The sequence below is a fragment of the Kutzneria buriramensis genome, from assembly GCF_003387475.1.
GTDB lineage: Bacteria > Actinomycetota > Actinomycetes > Mycobacteriales > Pseudonocardiaceae > Kutzneria > Kutzneria buriramensis.
In genome coordinates, this window is the sequence record NZ_QUNO01000008.1 from 26,448 (window position 1) to 43,177 (window position 16,730).

16 protein-coding genes are annotated in these 16,730 nt (G+C 70.5%); 8 read left to right on the forward strand and 8 right to left on the reverse strand.

Annotated features, from left to right (window positions below; translation table 11 throughout):
• Positions 1 to 9: 9 nt before the first annotated feature.
• Positions 10 to 1,479 carry an NAD-dependent succinate-semialdehyde dehydrogenase gene (locus tag BCF44_RS23420; protein ID WP_116176510.1) on the reverse strand — a complete coding sequence of 490 codons (1,470 nt, stop codon included), beginning with the start codon at positions 1,477 to 1,479 and terminating at the stop codon, positions 10 to 12.
• 207 nt (positions 1,480 to 1,686) lie between these two features.
• On the reverse strand, positions 1,687 to 2,493 hold the full coding sequence (locus tag BCF44_RS23425) for an IclR family transcriptional regulator (RefSeq protein WP_116176511.1): 807 nt from the start codon (positions 2,491 to 2,493) through the stop codon (positions 1,687 to 1,689).
• Positions 2,494 to 2,579: 86 nt separating this feature from the next.
• Between BCF44_RS23425 and fae the strand changes: the two genes are divergently transcribed.
• The 5 genes from fae to BCF44_RS23450 are packed head-to-tail and all read left to right on the forward strand — an operon-like array spanning position 2,580 to position 7,702.
• Complete coding sequence (gene fae / locus BCF44_RS23430) at positions 2,580 to 3,083, forward strand: formaldehyde-activating enzyme (RefSeq protein ID WP_116176512.1); 504 nt, start codon at positions 2,580 to 2,582, stop codon at positions 3,081 to 3,083.
• On the forward strand, positions 3,080 to 4,192 hold the full coding sequence (locus tag BCF44_RS23435) for a mandelate racemase/muconate lactonizing enzyme family protein (protein ID WP_116176513.1): 1,113 nt from the start codon (positions 3,080 to 3,082) through the stop codon (positions 4,190 to 4,192). Before fae ends, BCF44_RS23435 begins: the two co-directional genes overlap by 4 nt.
• Positions 4,189 to 5,667: an aldehyde dehydrogenase gene (locus BCF44_RS23440; protein WP_246015465.1), complete on the forward strand. Its 1,479-nt coding sequence runs from the start codon at positions 4,189 to 4,191 to the stop codon at positions 5,665 to 5,667. The genes BCF44_RS23435 and BCF44_RS23440 overlap by 4 nt, the downstream gene beginning before the upstream one ends.
• An 11-nt stretch (positions 5,668 to 5,678) precedes the next feature.
• A complete protein-coding gene (locus tag BCF44_RS23445; RefSeq protein ID WP_116176514.1) occupies positions 5,679 to 6,584 on the forward strand; it encodes an NAD(P)-dependent oxidoreductase in 906 nt (301 codons plus the stop codon).
• Positions 6,563 to 7,702 carry an iron-containing alcohol dehydrogenase family protein gene (locus tag BCF44_RS23450; protein WP_116176515.1) on the forward strand — a complete coding sequence of 380 codons (1,140 nt, stop codon included), beginning with the start codon at positions 6,563 to 6,565 and terminating at the stop codon, positions 7,700 to 7,702. Before BCF44_RS23445 ends, BCF44_RS23450 begins: the two co-directional genes overlap by 22 nt.
• A gap of 120 nt (positions 7,703 to 7,822) precedes the next feature.
• Here BCF44_RS23450 and BCF44_RS23455 read toward each other — a convergent pair whose 3' ends face one another.
• Positions 7,823 to 8,863: a Gfo/Idh/MocA family protein gene (locus BCF44_RS23455; protein WP_211353189.1), complete on the reverse strand. Its 1,041-nt coding sequence runs from the start codon at positions 8,861 to 8,863 to the stop codon at positions 7,823 to 7,825.
• Positions 8,864 to 8,920: 57 nt separating this feature from the next.
• Here BCF44_RS23455 and BCF44_RS23460 point away from each other — a divergent pair, with 57 nt between their 5' ends.
• Complete coding sequence (locus tag BCF44_RS23460; protein WP_116176517.1) at positions 8,921 to 9,634, forward strand: class I SAM-dependent methyltransferase; 714 nt, start codon at positions 8,921 to 8,923, stop codon at positions 9,632 to 9,634.
• On the opposite strand, the gene BCF44_RS23465 is transcribed toward BCF44_RS23460, so the two are convergent.
• Positions 9,606 to 12,545, reverse strand: a complete 2,940-nt coding sequence (locus BCF44_RS23465; RefSeq protein ID WP_147328606.1) for a tetratricopeptide repeat protein — start codon at positions 12,543 to 12,545, stop codon at positions 9,606 to 9,608. The genes BCF44_RS23460 and BCF44_RS23465 overlap by 29 nt on opposite strands.
• A gap of 163 nt (positions 12,546 to 12,708) precedes the next feature.
• Here BCF44_RS23465 and BCF44_RS23470 point away from each other — a divergent pair, with 163 nt between their 5' ends.
• Positions 12,709 to 13,074, forward strand: a complete 366-nt coding sequence (locus BCF44_RS23470) for a YciI family protein (RefSeq protein ID WP_116176867.1) — start codon at positions 12,709 to 12,711, stop codon at positions 13,072 to 13,074.
• Here BCF44_RS23470 and BCF44_RS23475 read toward each other — a convergent pair.
• Both BCF44_RS23475 and BCF44_RS23480 read right to left on the reverse strand, forming a co-directional pair.
• Complete coding sequence (locus BCF44_RS23475; RefSeq protein WP_116176519.1) at positions 12,987 to 13,610, reverse strand: hypothetical protein; 624 nt, start codon at positions 13,608 to 13,610, stop codon at positions 12,987 to 12,989. The genes BCF44_RS23470 and BCF44_RS23475 overlap by 88 nt on opposite strands.
• 22 nt (positions 13,611 to 13,632) lie before the next feature.
• Entirely contained in the window at positions 13,633 to 14,268 is a 636-nt protein-coding gene (locus BCF44_RS23480) for a TetR/AcrR family transcriptional regulator C-terminal domain-containing protein (protein ID WP_211353190.1), read from the reverse strand.
• Between the two features lie 83 nt (positions 14,269 to 14,351).
• Here BCF44_RS23480 and BCF44_RS23485 point away from each other — a divergent pair, with 83 nt between their 5' ends.
• Positions 14,352 to 15,254, forward strand: a complete 903-nt coding sequence (locus tag BCF44_RS23485) for a quinone oxidoreductase family protein (protein WP_211353191.1) — start codon at positions 14,352 to 14,354, stop codon at positions 15,252 to 15,254.
• Here BCF44_RS23485 and BCF44_RS23490 read toward each other — a convergent pair.
• Together BCF44_RS23490 and BCF44_RS23495 are read right to left on the reverse strand one after the other, a co-directional pair.
• Positions 15,251 to 15,688: a MarR family winged helix-turn-helix transcriptional regulator gene (locus tag BCF44_RS23490; protein ID WP_116176521.1), complete on the reverse strand. Its 438-nt coding sequence runs from the start codon at positions 15,686 to 15,688 to the stop codon at positions 15,251 to 15,253. The two genes, BCF44_RS23485 and BCF44_RS23490, sit on opposite strands and share 4 nt — an antisense overlap.
• A 10-nt stretch (positions 15,689 to 15,698) precedes the next feature.
• Complete coding sequence (locus tag BCF44_RS23495) at positions 15,699 to 16,556, reverse strand: LysR family transcriptional regulator (RefSeq protein ID WP_246015467.1); 858 nt, start codon at positions 16,554 to 16,556, stop codon at positions 15,699 to 15,701.
• Between the last annotated feature and the right edge of the window lie 174 nt (positions 16,557 to 16,730).

Sequence of the window (16,730 nt, forward strand, 5' to 3'; positions counted from 1 at the left end):
CCTGTTCTGTCAGGGGATGTTCGGCCAGTCGACAGCGATGTACTTCGTCTCGAGGAAGGCGTCGATGCCCTCGCGCCCGCCCTCTCTCCCCAGTCCCGACTGCTTCACGCCGCCGAACGGGGCGGCGGGGTCGGAGATCAGCCCCCGGTTCAGCCCGACCATGCCGGCCTCCAGCCGGTCGGAGATCCGCAGCCCGCGCGATAGGCTGCCGGAGTACACATAGGACGCCAGGCCGTGCTCGGAGTCGTTGGCCCGGGCCAGCATCTCGTCCTCGTCCCGGTACGTCACGATCGGCGCCACCGGCCCGAACACCTCGGTGTGCAGCATCTCGGCGTCGTCGGGCACATCGGTGAGCACGGTCGCCGGGAAGTACCAGCCGGGGCCTTCCGGCGTCGGCCCCTGGGCGGCGATCTTCGCGCCCTTGTCCAGAGCGTCGTCGACGAGGCCCTGGATCTTGGTCACCGCCGCCTCGTTCACCATCGGCCCGAGCGTCACGCCCTCGTCCAGGCCGGCGCCGATGTGGACGGACGCCATCGCCGCGCCGAACTTGGCGGTGAACTCCTCGGCGACGTCCTCGTGCACGTAGAAGCGGTTGGCGGCGATGCACACCTCGCCGCCGCCGCGCATCTTGGCGTCCATCGCGCCACGCACGGCGGCGTCGACGTCGGCGTCCGGGCAGACGATGAACGGGGCGTTGCCGCCGAGCTCCATCGTCACGTTCACGACGTGGTCGGCGGCCTGCCGCAGCAGGACGCGGCCGGTCGCCGTCGATCCCGTGAACGAGAACTTGCGCACCCGGTCGTCCCGGAACCAGACGTCGGCCACCTCGGCGGCGCGATCGGTCGGCAGCACATTGCATACACCATCCGGCAGACCGACCTCGGCCAGCAGGCCCGCGACCGCCAGCGCGGTCAGCGGCGTGTCCGGCGCCGGCTTGAGCACCACCGGGCAGCCGGCGGCGAGCGCCGGGGCGATCTTGCGGGTGGCCATCGCCGCCGGGAAGTTCCAGGGCGTCACGAATGCCGTCACGCCAACGGGTTGCCGGCGGACCAGGTGCCGGAAGCCGCCCGCCGGCGCGTCGCCGAAGCTGGACCCGATCCGGACGGCCTCCTCCGCGAACCAGCGGAAGAACTCCGCCGCGTAGAACACCTCGGCTCTGGCGTCGCGGAGGGCCTTGCCGTTCTCCAGGGTGATCAGCCGGGCGAGTTCGCCGGCGTGGTCCCGCATCGCCGCGAACATGTCGTGCAGGATCTCGGACCGGCGGCGCGGCGCCGTCGACCGCCAGCCGTCCAGGGCCTCGGCCGCCGCGTCGACCGCCGCCGCCGAGTCGGCCGGGCCGGCGGCGGAGACCTCGCGGATCACGGTCCCCGTCGCCGGATCGGACACCGGATAGGTCCGCCCGTCGGCGGCCGGGCGCCACCGGCCGCCGATGAATAGGTCACCGCTTCCCGAGGCCTTGGCGATTCCGTCCACGTCCATGGGCCGGAATTGTCGACCCGGAAAACTATACGAACAAGGAATCGCACGAATTCGACACCTGAGTTGCGATCAGGGCAACCGGTACCGGGTTTCATCCCCCACCACTCCCGGGGTGGCCGCCCCGAGCCCATCCTACCCGCGGCGATGCTTTGTCGATCTTGAACCGGGGTCGCCTGTGGACAACTCGGCCCCTGTGGACAACCGGCCTCAGGTCAACCGCGCCTGGGCCTGCCGCACCGGCCGCCCCTCCCACCCGAGGTGCGCCGACACCGTCGCCGCGGCCGCCGCCGTCACCCGCCCCGCCTCGTCCAACCGCGCACCGAGCCGCTCCGCCGGCGCCGACACGTTCAGCGCCGCCACCACCCGCCCCCGGAAGTCCCGGATCGGCGCGGACACCCCGACCAGGGCGTCCTCGAACTCCTCCCGCACCCGCGCGTACCCGTCGCGCCGGACCTCCTGGATCCGCGCCCACAGATCCGACAGCGTCCGCACCGTCGAGTTCGGGTGCCCGGCCGACAGGTCCACGCCGGCGGGAAAGCGCACGTACAGGTCGTCGGGGGTGGAGTCGAGCAGCAGCACCCGCCCGGCGGACGTGCACGGCACGGGCACGCCGCGCCCCTCCCACCCGTGAGCACGGAACGAGTGCCCGGACACGGATAGCAGAGTCAGCACCTGCCGGTCCCGCAGCACGCACAGGTGCACGGTCTCCTCCAGGTCGGTGGACAGCCCGCGCATGATCGGGTCCGCGACCCGCACCAGCCGGTTCTCCCCGGACCGCGCGACCAGCGCGAACAGCCGCCAGCCGAGCCGGTACTCGAGGGTGTCGGGGTCCCGCTCGACCAGTCCCTCCTCGGCCAGCGCCCGCAGCGCCCGCGACACCTGGCTCTTCTCCCGGCCGACCAGCTGCCCCAGCCGCACCACGCCGAGCCCGCCGGCGCGCTGGGCCTCGGCGGAGCCGAGCGCCTCCAGCAGCTCGATGTCCCGGCGCAGCCCGTGGCCCTGGTGGCGTTCCATCCGGTCAGACTAAGCCGAGTTGTCGGGAGCGCAACCGTCGTTGCGATTCCTTGCCCGGCGAACCGCCGCGACCTAAATTCGGATTCATGATTCTCATCGGCGAATCATTTGTCGGCGACGGCGCGAATGCCGCGCACACCAACATCGTGCTCGGCCGCAAGGACGGCCCGGTGGCGGCCGCGTGGGCGACCGCGCTGGCCACGCCCAGCGCCGGCCACGTGCCGTTCATGACGGTGCTGCGGCCGTCGGTGCCGGTGAAGCCGTTCACGCTGTTCGTCAGCAAGGCCGCGCCGGCCGGCGAGCTGCACGAGCGGGCGATCTGGGGCTCGGCGCAGGCGGGACTGGCGCAGGGCGTGGCCGACGCCGTCGCGAAGAACCTGCTGCAAGACCCCGACGACCTGCTGATCATCGCGGCGGTCTGGGTGAATCCGGCGGTCGACGACCTGGACGAGTCGTACCGCAACCAGCGGGACGCCGCGCACGGCGCGATCAAGGCGGCCATCGACGGCACGCCGACCGTCCAGGACGTGCTCCAGGCCGCCGAACAAGGCGCGTACAACCCGTTCTACAACCCCGGGGACAGCCGATGAAGATCACCGACATCACGCTGGACCGCCTGCGACTCCAGCTCGACCCGCCGCTGCGCGCGGCCTGGGACCCCGAGCCGCGGACCAGCTTCGACGCCACGATCGTGCGCGTGCACACCGACGAGGGCGTCACCGGCATCGGCTCCGGCGACACCATGGACGGCTTCGACGCGTTCAGGGACCTCTTCCTCGGCCAGGACCCGCTGGACATCGTCCGGCACGTCAAAGCGATCGAGACGGCCAACTTCCACGGCGGCTACTACTGGCCGCTGGAGGTCGCGCTGTGGGACATCATCGGCAAGGTCGCGCGCCTGCCGGTCGCCACCCTGCTGGGCAACGCCGCCCGGGCCGTGCCCGCGTACGCGTCGTCGGCCGAGCTCAAGCCGCCGGCCGAGCGTGTCGAGGTCGCGCTGCACGCCAGGGAGCTCGGCTTCCGGGCGATGAAGATCCGGATCGACCGCGACCGCGTCGAGGACGGCATCGCCACGGTCGCCGCCGTGCGGGAAGCGCTGGGCCCTGGCTTCGAGATCATGGTGGACCTCAACCAGTCCTGGCGGATGGCCGGCGACACCGCGACCGCCTCCGACCTGGTCACCACGCGCAGGATCGTCCGCCGGCTGGCCGAACACGACGTGTTCTGGGTCGAGGAGCCGTTGCCTTACAACGATCTCGACGGCTTCAAGGTGCTGCGCGCGGAGAATCCCGGTGTGCGCATCGCGGCGGGGGAGATGCAGCATTCGCTGCCCGAGCTGCTCCGCTACCTGGAGCACGACGTGCTGGACATCTACCAGATGGACGTGGTGCTGGCGATCGGCATGCACCGCGCCCGCACGCTGGCCGAGCTGGCCCAGCTCAAGCACCGGCAGTTCACCCCGCACAGCTGGACCAACGGCATCGGCGTGCTGGCGAACCTGCACGTCGCGGCGGGGGTCGGCGGCGGCCCGTACTTCGAGTTCCCGTTCGACCCGCCGGGCTGGACCCCGCAGCGCCGCGACTTCATGCTGGCCGAACCGGTCATGGTCAACCGTGCGGGCGAGCTGGAAGTGCCGCAGACTCCGGGGTTGGGCATCGAGCTGGACGAGGACGCCGTGCGGCGCTGGAGGATCGGATGAACCACGAGTACTGGCTGACCGCCGCCGCGAAGATCGAGCCGGAGACCCGCCCGCACATCGCCGGCCGGTTCGTCGACGCCCGGTCCGGGCGGACGTTCGACAGCGTGTCGCCGCGTGACGGCAGCGTGGTGGCCAGCGTTTCCGCCTGCGGCAAGGAGGATGTCGACGAGGCGGTGCGCGCCGCGCGGGCGGCGTTCGACAGCGGGGTGTGGCGGGAGCTGCCGCCCAAGGAGCGCAAGCGGATCATGCTGCGTTGGTCCTCGCTGATCATGGAGAACGCCGAGGAGCTGGCGCTGCTGGACACGCTGGAGATGGGCAAGCCGATCGGCGAGGCCATCCGCGTGGACGTGACCAAGGCGGCGGAGACGATCACCTGGTACGCCGAGGCGATCGACAAGACGTACGACGAGATCGCGCCGGCGCCTCGCGACGCGCTGGCATTGATCACCCGCGAGCCGCTGGGCGTGATCGGCGCGGTGGTGCCGTGGAACTACGCGCTGCTGATCGCGTCCTGGAAGCTCGCGCCGGCCATCGCGACCGGCAACTCGGTGGTGCTCAAGCCGGCCGAGCAGACGTCGCTGGCGGCGCTTGTGTTGTCCCGCTTGGCAACCGAGGCCGGGCTGCCGGACGGAGTGCTCAACGTGGTGCCGGGCCTGGGCGAGGTCGCCGGGCAGGCGCTGGGGCGGCACCCGGACGTGGACAAGATCGCGTTCACCGGCTCCGCCGAGGTGGCGCGGCTGTTCCAGGTGTACGCGGGGGAGTCCAACGGCAAGCAGGTCGCGGTCGAGGCCGGCGGCAAATCGCCCCAGCTGGTGCTGCCGGACGCGGACCTGTCGGCGGCGGCGTCGGCGATCGCCTGGGGCATCTTCTACAACGCCGGCCAGACCTGCAACGCGGGCTCGCGGGTGATCGTGCACAACTCGGTGCGGGACGAGCTGATCGACGAGATCGTCAAGGTCACGCGGGACACGTTCAAGGTCGGCGACCCGCTCGATCCGGACACCGTGATGGGACCGATCGTCGATTCCGCCCAGCTGGCCAAGGTTCTCGGCTACGTGCGCACCGGGGTCGCGCAGGGAGCAAAGGTCGTGCTCGGCGGGGATGTGCTGGACGGCAACTACATGGCGCCGACCGTGCTCGCCGACGTGTCCAATTCGGACACCGTGGCCCGCGAGGAGGTCTTCGGCCCGGTGCTGGCCGTGATCGGCTTCGACGGGGACGCCGAGGAGGGCACCCGGCTGGCCAACGACACCGACTTCGGGCTGGCCGCGTCGGTGTGGACCCGGGACATTTCGGTGGCGCACAAGGTCGCACGGCGGCTGCGCGCCGGCACCGTGTGGGTCAACACCTTCGACGCCAGCGACGTGATCACACCGTTCGGCGGTTTCAAGGCAACCGGCGCGGGCCGGGACAAGTCCCTGCACGCACTGGACGCCTACACCGCCGTCAAGACCACCTGGATCGACCTGACCTGAGAGGCTCGCAGATGAGAATCGGCTTCGTCGGCCTGGGCAACATGGGGCGACACATGGCCCGGCACCTGATCCTGGCTGGGTATCAGGTGACCGTGCACGACGTGCGCCAGAAGGCTGCCGCCGAACACCTCGCGCTGGGCGCGACCTGGGCCGCCACGCCGGCCGAATGCGCCGCCGCGGCCGACGTTTTCATCACCATGGTGCCGACGCCGCGCGTCGTCGAGGACGTCATGCTGCGGGCCGGCGCCGCCGCCGCGCTGCCGGAAGGCGCGCTGTGGATCGACATGTCCACCTCCACGCCGGCGGCCGCCGAGCACGTCGGCATCCGCCGGCTGGACGCCCCGGTCAGCGGCATGGCTCGCGGCGCCGAGGCCGGCATGTTGCAGATCTTCGTCGGCGGCGCGGCCGAGGACTTCGAGCGCGCCCGGCCGTTGTTCCATGTCATGGGCGACCCGTCGAAGGTCCTGCACGTCGGTGGCCTCGGCGCCGGCTACACCGTGAAGCTCATGATCAACCTGCTGTGGTTCTGCCACCTGGTCGCCACCTCCGAGGTGCTGGCGATGGGCGTCAAGGCCGGCGTCAACCTCAGCGTGCTGCGCGATTCGCTGTTGGCCAGCCCGGCCGCGTCCCACTTCCTCGACAGCGACGTGTTGTGCGTGCTCAACGACGGCGACTACGACGACTCCTTCGCGATGGCCTTGGCGTGCAAGGATCTCGGGCTGGCTGTGGACCTCGGGCGGGACCTCGGCGTGTCCACCGAGCTGTCCGCGCTGGTGGAGCAGATCTACCGGCGGGCGCGGGCGCAGTACGGCGACCTGGCCGGCGAGATGAGTCCCGTCCGGCTGTACGAAACCCTTGCCGGCAAGGAGTTCCGGCTCACGGAGGGAGGCGCGCCGTGTCTGGTGTCGGCAGTCTGAGCATCGAGCCCACCGCTCGGGTGGAGTTCGGCCCCGGTGTCGTGCAGCGGCTGCCCGAGTTCGTGGCGGACCTCGGCTTCTCCCGTGCGTTTGTCGTCACCGACCGAGGGCTGCGGGCCGCCGGCATCGTGGATCGCGTGGTGAAGGTGCTCGACCCCGCCGGCGTGGAAACCGCCGTGTACGAGGACATCAGCCCCAATCCGTCCACTGTGGAGATCGACCGGGGTGCGGCGGGTGCCCGCGAGTTCGGCTCCGCGGTGATCATCGCCCTTGGCGGCGGCTCTCCCCTCGACGCCGCCAAGGGCATCTCCTTGTTGGTGGGCAACGCCTCCTCGGTCGCCGCCGACGCCGACAGCCTGTGGGACGCCGCGCCGGGACTGCCGCTGATCGCCGTGCCGACGACGTCCGGCACCGGCGCGGAGACCAACGGGTTCGGTGTCATCGAGGACGCCCATGCCTGCCGCAAGGTCTACATCGGACACTCGTCGGTGCGGCCGCGGATCGCCGTGCTGGACCCGGAGCTGACGCTTTGCCTGCCGGCTCGGGTCACCGCCGCGACCGGTATCGACGCCCTCGTGCACGGCGTCGAGTCGCTGGCTTCCCGTGGCGCCAATGCGTTCTCGCGGGCGTACGCCTTCCAGGCCGTGAGCCTGGTCAGCCGGTGGCTGCCCACCGCGTACCGGGACGGCTCCGACCTGGAGGCCCGGTCCCAGCTCATGCTCGGCGCCCACCTTGCCGGGCGGGCCCTGACCATCTCCGGCCTCGGTCTCGTGCACGGCATCGGGCACGCCATCACCGCCCACACCGGCACGCCCCACGGCATCGCGCTGGCCGCCGTGTTCGAGGACGTCATGCGGTTCAGCCTCACCGAGGCCGCCGACGCGTACGCCGAGGCCGCCCGGGCCATGGGCGTCGAGCCCGCCGCCGATGCCGCCATCGACTCCGTGCAGTTCCTCTGCGGCGTGGTGGACGTCCGGCGCCCGCTGCGGGATCTCGGCGCCACGACGGACCTCCTCCCGTCCATGGCCGCCGCCGCCGTGGCCGACGCCGTCACCAAGAACACCCCCCGCCTCCCCACCGAGCCCGAAGTCCTGGAACTCCTCCACAACGTCTACTGAACCCCCGCGAGTCGCGCTCAGCGACACACTGAATGTAGGTTTCGTGCAGAAACGAGCCTCGGGATCTCAGTTCTGCCTGAAACGTACATTCGGTATGTCTGTGAGCGCGACTCGCGGGGGTTAGTGCCAGGGTTCGTCGTCTACTCGGACGGGGAGACCGCTGTCGGCGGCCTCCTCGATCGCCAGTGCGATGCGGTGGTCCTGGATGCCGTCGGCCAGGGGGTACGGCTCCGGGCCGTCGCCGCGCACCCAGTTCCCCATGTCCTGCAACAGGGTGGCGATGGCGATCTCCTCGTCGTTCCACCGCTTCCCCTGGTACGGGTTGCGGTACAGCACCTCGTCGCCGAAGGTGATGTGGTCGGTGTCGTAGCCGTCCAGGTCGAGGTCGTAGCCGGTCTGCCGGCGCACGATCTCCGTGCGGACAATGGTCTTCGGCGCCGTCAACCGCACGACCTCGTTGTCCCGCAACTCACCCAGCGTGCCGCGGACCAGGAGTCGCCGCATCAGCAGCTGGTTGTGCCACTGGTTGTCGGTGAAGTCGTACAGGCCGAGCCCGCCGCCGTCGAACTCGATGGTCGCGATCGTCGTGGTCGCGTCCTTGATCTCTGCCGGCTCCGCCCAACCGTCGCGGCTCAACGGATCCGCCAGCCGCGCGATCGTCCGCACCGCCCGCACGTCCGCCCGACCGCGCCCGACACCCAGCAACGTCCGGATCAGCGACACCGCGTGGTACTGGTGCGTGGAGGAGACGTCCACTCGCTTCGGCTCGCCGAGCACCCCTTTGTGCACCAACGCCACCCTCGCCGCGTGCGCCGGCATCCGGCTGTACTGCTCCGCCACCTGCGCCTTGCCCGGGCCCACCTTCGCCCACAACTCCCGCAGCCCCAGCAGATCCGGCGCCGGCGGTGTCTCCGCCAACACCGGCACACCTCGCTCCGCCAGCTCCGCCACCAGCGACGGCGTCACCGCCCAGGGCGTCGCCGTCACCACGAAGTCCGGCTTCGTCGCCAGGCATTCGTCCAGCGTGCGGTACACCGGCACCGGGAGGCCGTCCTTGCTCCGGGACACCACGCCCGTGCAGTCCAGGCCGTCCAGCTCCGCCGCCAGCCGCCAGAAGTACTCCGCCCGCCAGCCCGTCCCGACTATCGCGAATCCGCTCACACACCCCATCCAACCAGCGGAAATGATAAGATCAAGGGGCTTCGCGAGGGGGATTCCATGGACCGGGACGTGCGTTCCGTCGAGGACCTGCTGCGCCTGCTGGACGGCTTGTTCGACACCACCGACGCCGGCTGGTGGGACCGCTTCTACGCCGACCGCTCGCGCCCCGTGCCGTTCTTCGCCCTGAAACCCGACGAGAACCTCGTCTCCTACCTCGACCGCGGCCTCATCCGGCCCGGCCGGGCCCTGGACGTCGGCTGCGGTCCCGGTCGCAACGCCCTCCACCTCGCTCGCGCCGGTTTCACCGTCGATGCCGTCGACCTGTCGCCCGAGGCCATCTCCTGGGCCTCCTCCCGCGCCCGCGAGGCCGGCGTCGAGGTCCACTTCCGCTGCGGCGACGTCTTCGCCGTCGACGGCACGTACGACCTGATCTACGACTCCGGCTGCTTCCACCACCTGCCGCCGCACCGCCGGATCAGCTACCTCGCCCTGGTCGCCCGGGCCCTCGCCCCCGGCGGCCACCTCGCCCTCACCTGTTTCACCACCGACGAGGGCTCCAGCCGTCCCGATGCCGACTTCTATCGCACTCTCACCCTGGACGGCGGCGTCGGCTACACCCCCGACTCCCTCCGTCACATCTTCGCCGACCTGGCGGAGGTGGAGATACGGCCCATGCGCGAGCAGCCCGCCGACTCCCCACAGTTCGGCGTCCCCTTCCTGTGGACGGCCCTGTTCCGCCGTGTCACAGATACGACGTCAGCAGCTCGATGAACTCGCTCAGGTCCTGCCCGCTGAACTCCTCCAGCTCCCGGAAGTCGCCGATGGCCACTCGGACGGCATGGGTGGAAACGCCTTGCCGCAAGTTCTGTTCGAGCTGAGTCCGTCCTTCCATCGTCTCCCCGAGGGCGATGAGATAAACGGCGATGTTGAAGGCCTGATATGTTGCCCTCGGATTATTTCTGAGAGTTTCTCGATCGTGCTCGATCGCGCTGCGGATTCGGCGTTTCGCCTCATCTGGGCGGTCGAGTCCCTGTAGAGCGAGCCCCGATTCGTAACTCGCAAACCCGTCCGAAGGATTGAGCTCGATGGCTCGGTTCAAATCGGTCAACGCTTCGTGGTGTTGGTTCATCAGCCTGTGCACCTGGCCGCGGCCCGAGATGGCCCAGGCGTAGTCGGGGTTTAGTTCGATGGCGCCATTGAAGTCGGCCAGCGCTCTGACGTACTGTCCCATTTGTCGCAGTGTCCATCCACGACTGGTGATCGCCCACGACGACTCAGGTGCGAGTTCGATGGCCTTGTTGAAGTCGGCCAGTGCTTCTTCGTGCCTTCCGAGCCATCCGTAGGTGCGACCGCGGCGGACGAAGGCTCTGTAGTAGTCGGGGGTCAGCTCGATGGCCTTGGTGAAATCGGCAATCGCTTCGGCGGTGCGCGTGGTTTTATGGTATGTTTCGCCGCGCTCGACGAAAGCCCAGGAGTATTCGGGGAACAACTCGATTGCTCTGGTGAATTCTGCGATGGCTTCCTCGTGTCGCTCGAGCGATCGGTGTGTGACGCCGCGGCCGACGACGGGCCAGGCGAACATGGGGTCATGTTCGATTGCCTTGTCGAAATCGGTTAATGCTTCGTTGTAGCGTTTCATTAACCGGTACGTCTCGCCGCGCATGGCGAAGGCCCATGCATAGTTTGGGGTGCATTCAATGGCCCTGGTGAAGTCGGCGATGGCTTCATCGTTCCGTCCCGTCGCCTGATATGCCTGACCGCGGCTGCCGTACGCCCAGCCATATTTTGGATTGAGTTCGACGGCCTTGTTGAAGTCGGCAATGGCGTCGTCGAATCGCTTCATTATTCGATACGTTTCGCCGCGCATGGCGAACGCCCATTGATATTTTGGATTGAGTTCGACCGCCTTGTTGAAGTCTGCGATCGCTTCGTCGAACCGTTTCATTTTCTGGTACGTCTCGCCGCGGTAGCCGAAGACCCAGGAGTGTTTGAGTTCAAATGCGTTGGCGGCGTGAATGGCGACCGCCGCGGACAGGTCCCTGACGGAGTCCTCGCATCTGTCGCCTTCGCGGTACTCACTGCCGCGTTCGGCCAGCGCGATCATCCGATGCTCGAGGTCGAGTCCGGGGCCGGCGAGCAGCTGCGTGAGCAGGTCGACCAAGTCCTTCCCATCGCCCAGTTCCTCCGCCCGGGCGGTGATCTCCATGCTGCCCGCGTCCCTGCCGGCCTGCTTGATCGTCTGGAGCCATGACGGGACCAACGAGGAATTCCAGCCGATCGCGTCGACCAGCGCGCAGAGTGCTGCGGGCAACGCGGCGGTCGTTCGGCCGCAGAGGTCGTGGTATCGCTCTTCCAACGCGAGTAGTTGCCACGCCTTGGATTCGACATTGTCCCGTCGGGTCAGACCGAGCGCGTCTTTGGCCGCGCCGTAGTGCTCGGCCAATGCTCGGTGCAGGCGTTGCCACTCGGTGGGAGAGTCACGGCGCAGGACGCGGAGCATCGCGGTGCGGACGACGTCGTGGTAGCGGTAGCTGGTGGCGTGTTCGACGACGAACGGCAGGCGGGTGAGCCAGTCGAAGTGGTCGGCGTCGGGGTCGACGACCGCCAGCACGTCGCGGTCGACCTGACGGGGGAGGGCGCCGTGGCGGGCGGCGGCGCGGCGCAGGGGGTCGGTCTCCCACTTGAGGAACCGCTCGACGGCGCTGCCACTGGGGTCGCCGACGTCGTCGGCGCTGTCGGGGCGGGTGCTGACGAGCGTGGCCACCCAGACCGGCAGGCGGCCGGACAGCTCGAGGATGACCTCGACGACCTGGGGATCGGTCACGCCATGGGTGGCGAGCAGCTGCCGGGCCTCGGCGTCGGTGAAGATCTCCAGCGGGAAGTCGGTCCGTACGGGCAGGTACTCGCCCCACCGGTTGGCGTCCAGCGGCCGCTGACCGGCGACGACGAAGATCAGGTTGCCGGGCAGCGCCCCGTACCGACCGGCGAGCAGGTCCAGCAGCCACGCGTCGAGGAACGACCCGGTGCGCTCGTACGTGTCGAAGAACAGCGCGATGGGCCGGCTGGCGGCGATGGCGCTCAGGTCCCGGACGAACGCCGAGGTCAGCACCTCGACGGGGGTGAGGATCAGCCGCACGTCCTCCTGGCTGCGGAACTTGCGGCCGAGGAATGCCCGCGCCCGGTCGAGCTGCCGGGCGACGGTGTCGCCGTCGATCTCCTTGGCGACCGCCCCGACCACGGGGATGTCGCCGGCGACGCGAAGGCCCACCCGCGCGACGGTGCGGGTCAGGGCCGACGACACCTCCTCGGGCACGGCCGGGTCGGACTCCAGCTCGTGCCGCCGCTGCCGGTACTCCTCCAGCAGCCCGGGGAACTCCCGGCACCGCCCGCCCTGGCCGGCGAGGTCGGCGACCACCGCCTCGACGGCGGTGAACACGTCGTACGCGGACTCGTCGACGTACCCGGTGAGCACCTCGCGGTCACGGGCCATCCGCACGAACTGCCGCACCAGGAACGTCTTGCCGACGCCGGCCGAGCCGTGCACCGAGAACACGAACCGGCGGAGCTCGTCCGGCAGCGCCAGATTGGCCTTGAACTGGGCCAACTGCTCGACGCGCCCGACGAATCCGCCGGCCTGACGGCGTCGGATCAGCTCCTGCAACGACGGCACACGATCCCCCACAGTGCCCACCTCCCACCCCATCATCGGCGGTGGCGCCCGGCCGCTACAGCGCGTCGTCTGATGAGATCTCGTCCAGGGGACGTGTCGATCCGGCGCGGATCCGTTCGACGCCCTGGTGAAGGCCGGTCACAGGGATCGGCCTCGAGACGTGAGGGAGCTGGTCATGCGGTTTCTCATGATGCACCGGATGGACGAGAGCCTGCCCGAGGCGTGGAACCCCAGCCCGGAGTTCATCGAGAAGATGGGCGCCAAGATCGGGGACTGGACCGCCCGCGGCATCCTGATCACCGCGGAGGGCGTGCACCCGTCGGCGAAGGGCGCGCTGGTGCGCAAGACCAGCAGCGGCGCGACGACCGCCACCGACGGCCCGTTCACCGAGGCCAAGGAGGTCATCGGCGGCTTCGCGCTGATCAACGCCGAGAGCCGCGAGCAGGCCGTCGCCTACGCCGAGGAGTACGCCGCCCTGTTCACCGAGATCGAGGTCGAGGTGCGCCAGGTCGTCGAGTTCGAGGACTTCCAGCAGGGCTGACGGGGGCTGGTGGGCCGGCCTCGGCCGGCCCACAGGCCCGCAGCGCCGAGCCGCCGAGGACCAGGCCGGCGACGACCGGTCGCGGCGAGGAACCTCCGCTGCGTCACGGTCTCGAAGCCGCCCGGGCCGCCCCGGGCTTCGCCGCCGATGGACCACAACACCATCGCGACGCCGTACACAATGGCCACCGCCGAGGCGATGCCCGGTGGCCTGGCGTCACCGACGACGAATCGCCAGCGCTCACGGGCGTAACCGACGAAGGCGACCAGCAAAGCCAGTCCCTGCGCCACGAATCCGCCGTCGACACAGGCGCACACCCAGCCCTGGAGCCCGCTGTCGGCGGGCGCGGGCGACCCGCCGGCCAGGGCCTGCGCGACGAGGCCGATCGGCACGCCAACGGTGATCACGTCGCCGAGCAGGTGCCGGGTGTCGAGGAGCTCCGCCGCGCCGCCCGGCGTGCTGGCCCCGACCGGCATCCCGGCCAGCCAGATCCCTTTCAGCACAAGGTAAGGCAGGCCGGCGGCGATCGTCACCACGCACGCCCAGGTCCGAGCACTCTCACCGTTGGATGCTGGCGACGTGACCGGATCCGCCCGCAACGGCAACTTTGGTGCCGGCGAGGATGAGGTTGAGGCCGTGCTGGAAGTGTTCGTCGGGGTGGGGCGAGGGCACGTGGGGGAGGGCGGCGTGCAGGTGGGGGTGCGCCGAGGGATCGACGGCGGCGGCGAGGCGGCCCGTGTCCGGAGTGGACGCCGCGAGCTGGTGCTCGATGGTGTGCGCGACGACGTGGTACGTGATGGTGTCGGCGGTCCAGGCGGCGTCGCGGGGGGAGAGGCCGGCGTCCAGCAGCGAGCCGATGAGGGCGTCGCCGTAGGCGAGGGCGTTGGGCAGGGGGAAGAAGACGCCGGAGAAGACGCGCGCGCCGTCGCGGCGGGCGAGGAGGGCGCGGCGGAGGCGGGTCGCGAGCTCCGCCACGCGGACGTCCCACGGGCCCGGCGCGACGGTCGCAACGCCGGCGAGCATGGCGTCGGCCATCGCCTCCAACAGGGCCTGCTTGCTGCGGAAATGCCAGTACGTGGCCCCGTTCTGGACGCCCAGCGCGGTGGCCAGCCGCCGCATCGTGAGGTGGTCGAGGCCGACCTCGTCGAGCAGGTCGAGCGCGGCGGTGAGCACCTGCTCGCGGTTGATCCGCACGGCACCTCCAGTTGACGTGAGGCACCAGTATGCCGCAAAGTTCAACGCCGTTGAAGTTGAACAGTGTTGAAGGGGGTGGGGACGTGCGTCGAATCGCCTGTCGCCAGCACGGGCTGGAGCTGGAGGAGGCGCCGCGGCCGACGCCGGGGCAGGGCGAACTGCTGATCGAGGTGGACGCGATCGGCGTCAGCCTGCCGGTGGTGCGTCTGAAGGGGACGAACGGCGAGGTGCCGGGCGGCGACGTCGTGGGCCGCGTCGCGGCGACCGGCCCGGACGTCACGGGCTGGGAGATCGGCCAGCGGGTCGCCGGCCTGGCCTTCACCGGCGCATACGCCGAGTTCGCGACCGTGGCGACGCCCTTCGCCGCGCCCGTTCCGGACGAGGTCGACGACGCCGCGGCGGTCGCGCTGGTCCGTGGCGGCCAGGTCGCGCTCGGCACCCTGTGGGCGGCGGCCATGCGGCCGGGGGAGAGCGTGCTGGTCACCGCGGCCGCCGGTGGGGTCGGCCATCTCGCCGTCCAGCTGGCGCAGGCCTTCGGCGCGAGCCGGGTGGTGGCCGCGGTCGGCGATGACACGAAGGCCGCCTTCGTCCGCGAAATCGGCGCGAACGAGGTCATTCGCTACGACAAGCCCGACACCGATCCCGTCGACATCGTGCTGGACGGGGTGGGCGGCCAGGCCCAGACCGCGACCCTGCCACTGCTGGCGCCGTTCGGCCGGTTCGTGAGCTTCAACGCCGCCGGCGAGCCCGTCGACGTCAACGAGCTGCGTTTCCACGCCCGCAGCGTGATCGGTTTCGCCATGGCGCACTTCGCCTCGCGCCGTCCCGAGGTCTACGCCCGGCACCGCCGGGAACTGTGGGACCTGAACGTGCAGGGGAAGCTCAGGCCGGCCGTCCACGCCGTCCTCGACCTCACCGACGCAGCCGAGGCGCACCGTGTCATCGAGGCCCGCGCCAACCTCGGCAAGATCGTCCTGACGCCCTAGATCCGTTCCGCGAGCCGTTCCAGCAGCGGCGCCGCGACCGCCAGCGCCGCCAGCTCGTCGCCCGTGAATCCAGTTGCGAGCGTCGCCGCCAGCTGTCGCGCGCGGGCCGCCCGCTTGCGCCGCAACATCTCCCGCCCGTCCTCCGTCAGCGACATGATGATCCGCCGCCCGTCGTGCGGGTCGTTGTGCCGCCGCACCAGCCCCCGCTGCTCCAAGCCGCCGAGCGTCGTCGCCATCGCCTGCGGCGTGATCTGCTCCGCACGCGCCAGTTCCGCCGACGTCGCCGGCCCACCACGGTCCAAACGCGACAGTGCGGACCGCTCCGGCAGGGTCAGCTCGCCCGGCGTCGGGGCCTGGCGCAGCCGCCGCGCCAGCAGGCCGATGCCGTCCTGCAACGCGGCGGCCAGCTCGTCGACGTCAAGACGGTCGGACATGCGCGCCAGCCTAGCCCGTGGCCGCCCGCAGGTCGGCCTTCGCCACCGTCCCGGCCGCCCGCACAAACGCCGCCACCGCGGCCGAACGCGCCTCCCGCGGCCAGGCGACGGTCAACGTGGTGGGTTCGAGGTCCACCACCGGCCGGTAGGCGATCCCCGGCCGCGCATGACGAAGTGCCACCGAAACGGGCGGGAACCACACCAGTCTCCCGAGCTCCACGAGGCTGAAGATCTGCGCGAGATCCAACCGCGCCGAGGGATCGAAATCCTCCGGCCGCGGCAACCCCTCCAGATCGCCCACACACAGACTTTCCCTGGCCGCCAACGGATCTGAGGCGGCCAGCGCGACCAGCCGGGGCTCGGTCACCAGCGGCTCGAAGTCCAGATCGTGGTCGTCGAAACCCACCGGGATCAACGCCACGTCGGCCCGCCCCTCCCGCAGCGCCGGCGCCTGGTCGTTGCGCCCGCCGAGCTGCACGGAAACCGGCACAGCGGCCTCATCTTCCTCGTACAGAGCCAAGATCTGCGGCAGCAGCCCGGCGTCGTAGTCCGCCTTGAGCGCGAGCCGCAGCCCCGGCTCGGCCCGGCCGGCATGCTGCGCGCGGCGACCGGCGGCCGCGACGGCGTCCAGCGCGGCCCGGCCGTCACGGAGCAGGACCTCGCCGGCACGCGTGAGCGCGACCTGCCGCGTGGTGCGCTCCAACAGCTGCACGCCGAGCTGCCGCTCGAGGTCGCGGATCGCGCGGGACAGCGGCGGCTGCGCCATGCCGAGCCGCTCGGCCGCCCGCCCGAAGTGCAACTCCTCGGCGACGACCACGAACTTCCGCACGCGCTCCAGATCGAGCGTCGGCCTGCTGTAATCCGTCACAGCCCCTCCTGGACCCGTCGCGGCCAGCCGGCACGGGCGAAACGATCACTCGTGCACGCGCGGCTGCTCCGCCACTCCCATCCTGCCGTGCGACGCCGCCGGGCAGCACAGCTGGGCGCGGCCTCGCGGACGTCCACGACCACCCGGGGGCTGCGCGGCCGAGGCCGGCCGGCT

Coding starts and splice junctions, on each gene's coding strand:
- BCF44_RS23445 (WP_116176514.1), top strand. CDS start 5,679: ATGAGAATCGGCTTCGTCGGCCTGGGCAACATGGGGCGACACATGGCC.
- BCF44_RS23440 (WP_246015465.1), top strand. CDS start 4,189: ATGAACCACGAGTACTGGCTGACCGCCGCCGCGAAGATCGAGCCGGAG.
- BCF44_RS23470 (WP_116176867.1), top strand. CDS start 12,709: ATGCGGTTTCTCATGATGCACCGGATGGACGAGAGCCTGCCCGAGGCG.
- BCF44_RS23425 (WP_116176511.1), bottom strand. CDS start 2,493: ATGGAACGCCACCAGGGCCACGGGCTGCGCCGGGACATCGAGCTGCTG.
- BCF44_RS23435 (WP_116176513.1), top strand. CDS start 3,080: ATGAAGATCACCGACATCACGCTGGACCGCCTGCGACTCCAGCTCGAC.
- BCF44_RS23460 (WP_116176517.1), top strand. CDS start 8,921: ATGGACCGGGACGTGCGTTCCGTCGAGGACCTGCTGCGCCTGCTGGAC.
- BCF44_RS23420 (WP_116176510.1), bottom strand. CDS start 1,479: ATGGACGTGGACGGAATCGCCAAGGCCTCGGGAAGCGGTGACCTATTC.
- fae (WP_116176512.1), top strand. CDS start 2,580: ATGATTCTCATCGGCGAATCATTTGTCGGCGACGGCGCGAATGCCGCG.
- BCF44_RS23490 (WP_116176521.1), bottom strand. CDS start 15,688: ATGTCCGACCGTCTTGACGTCGACGAGCTGGCCGCCGCGTTGCAGGAC.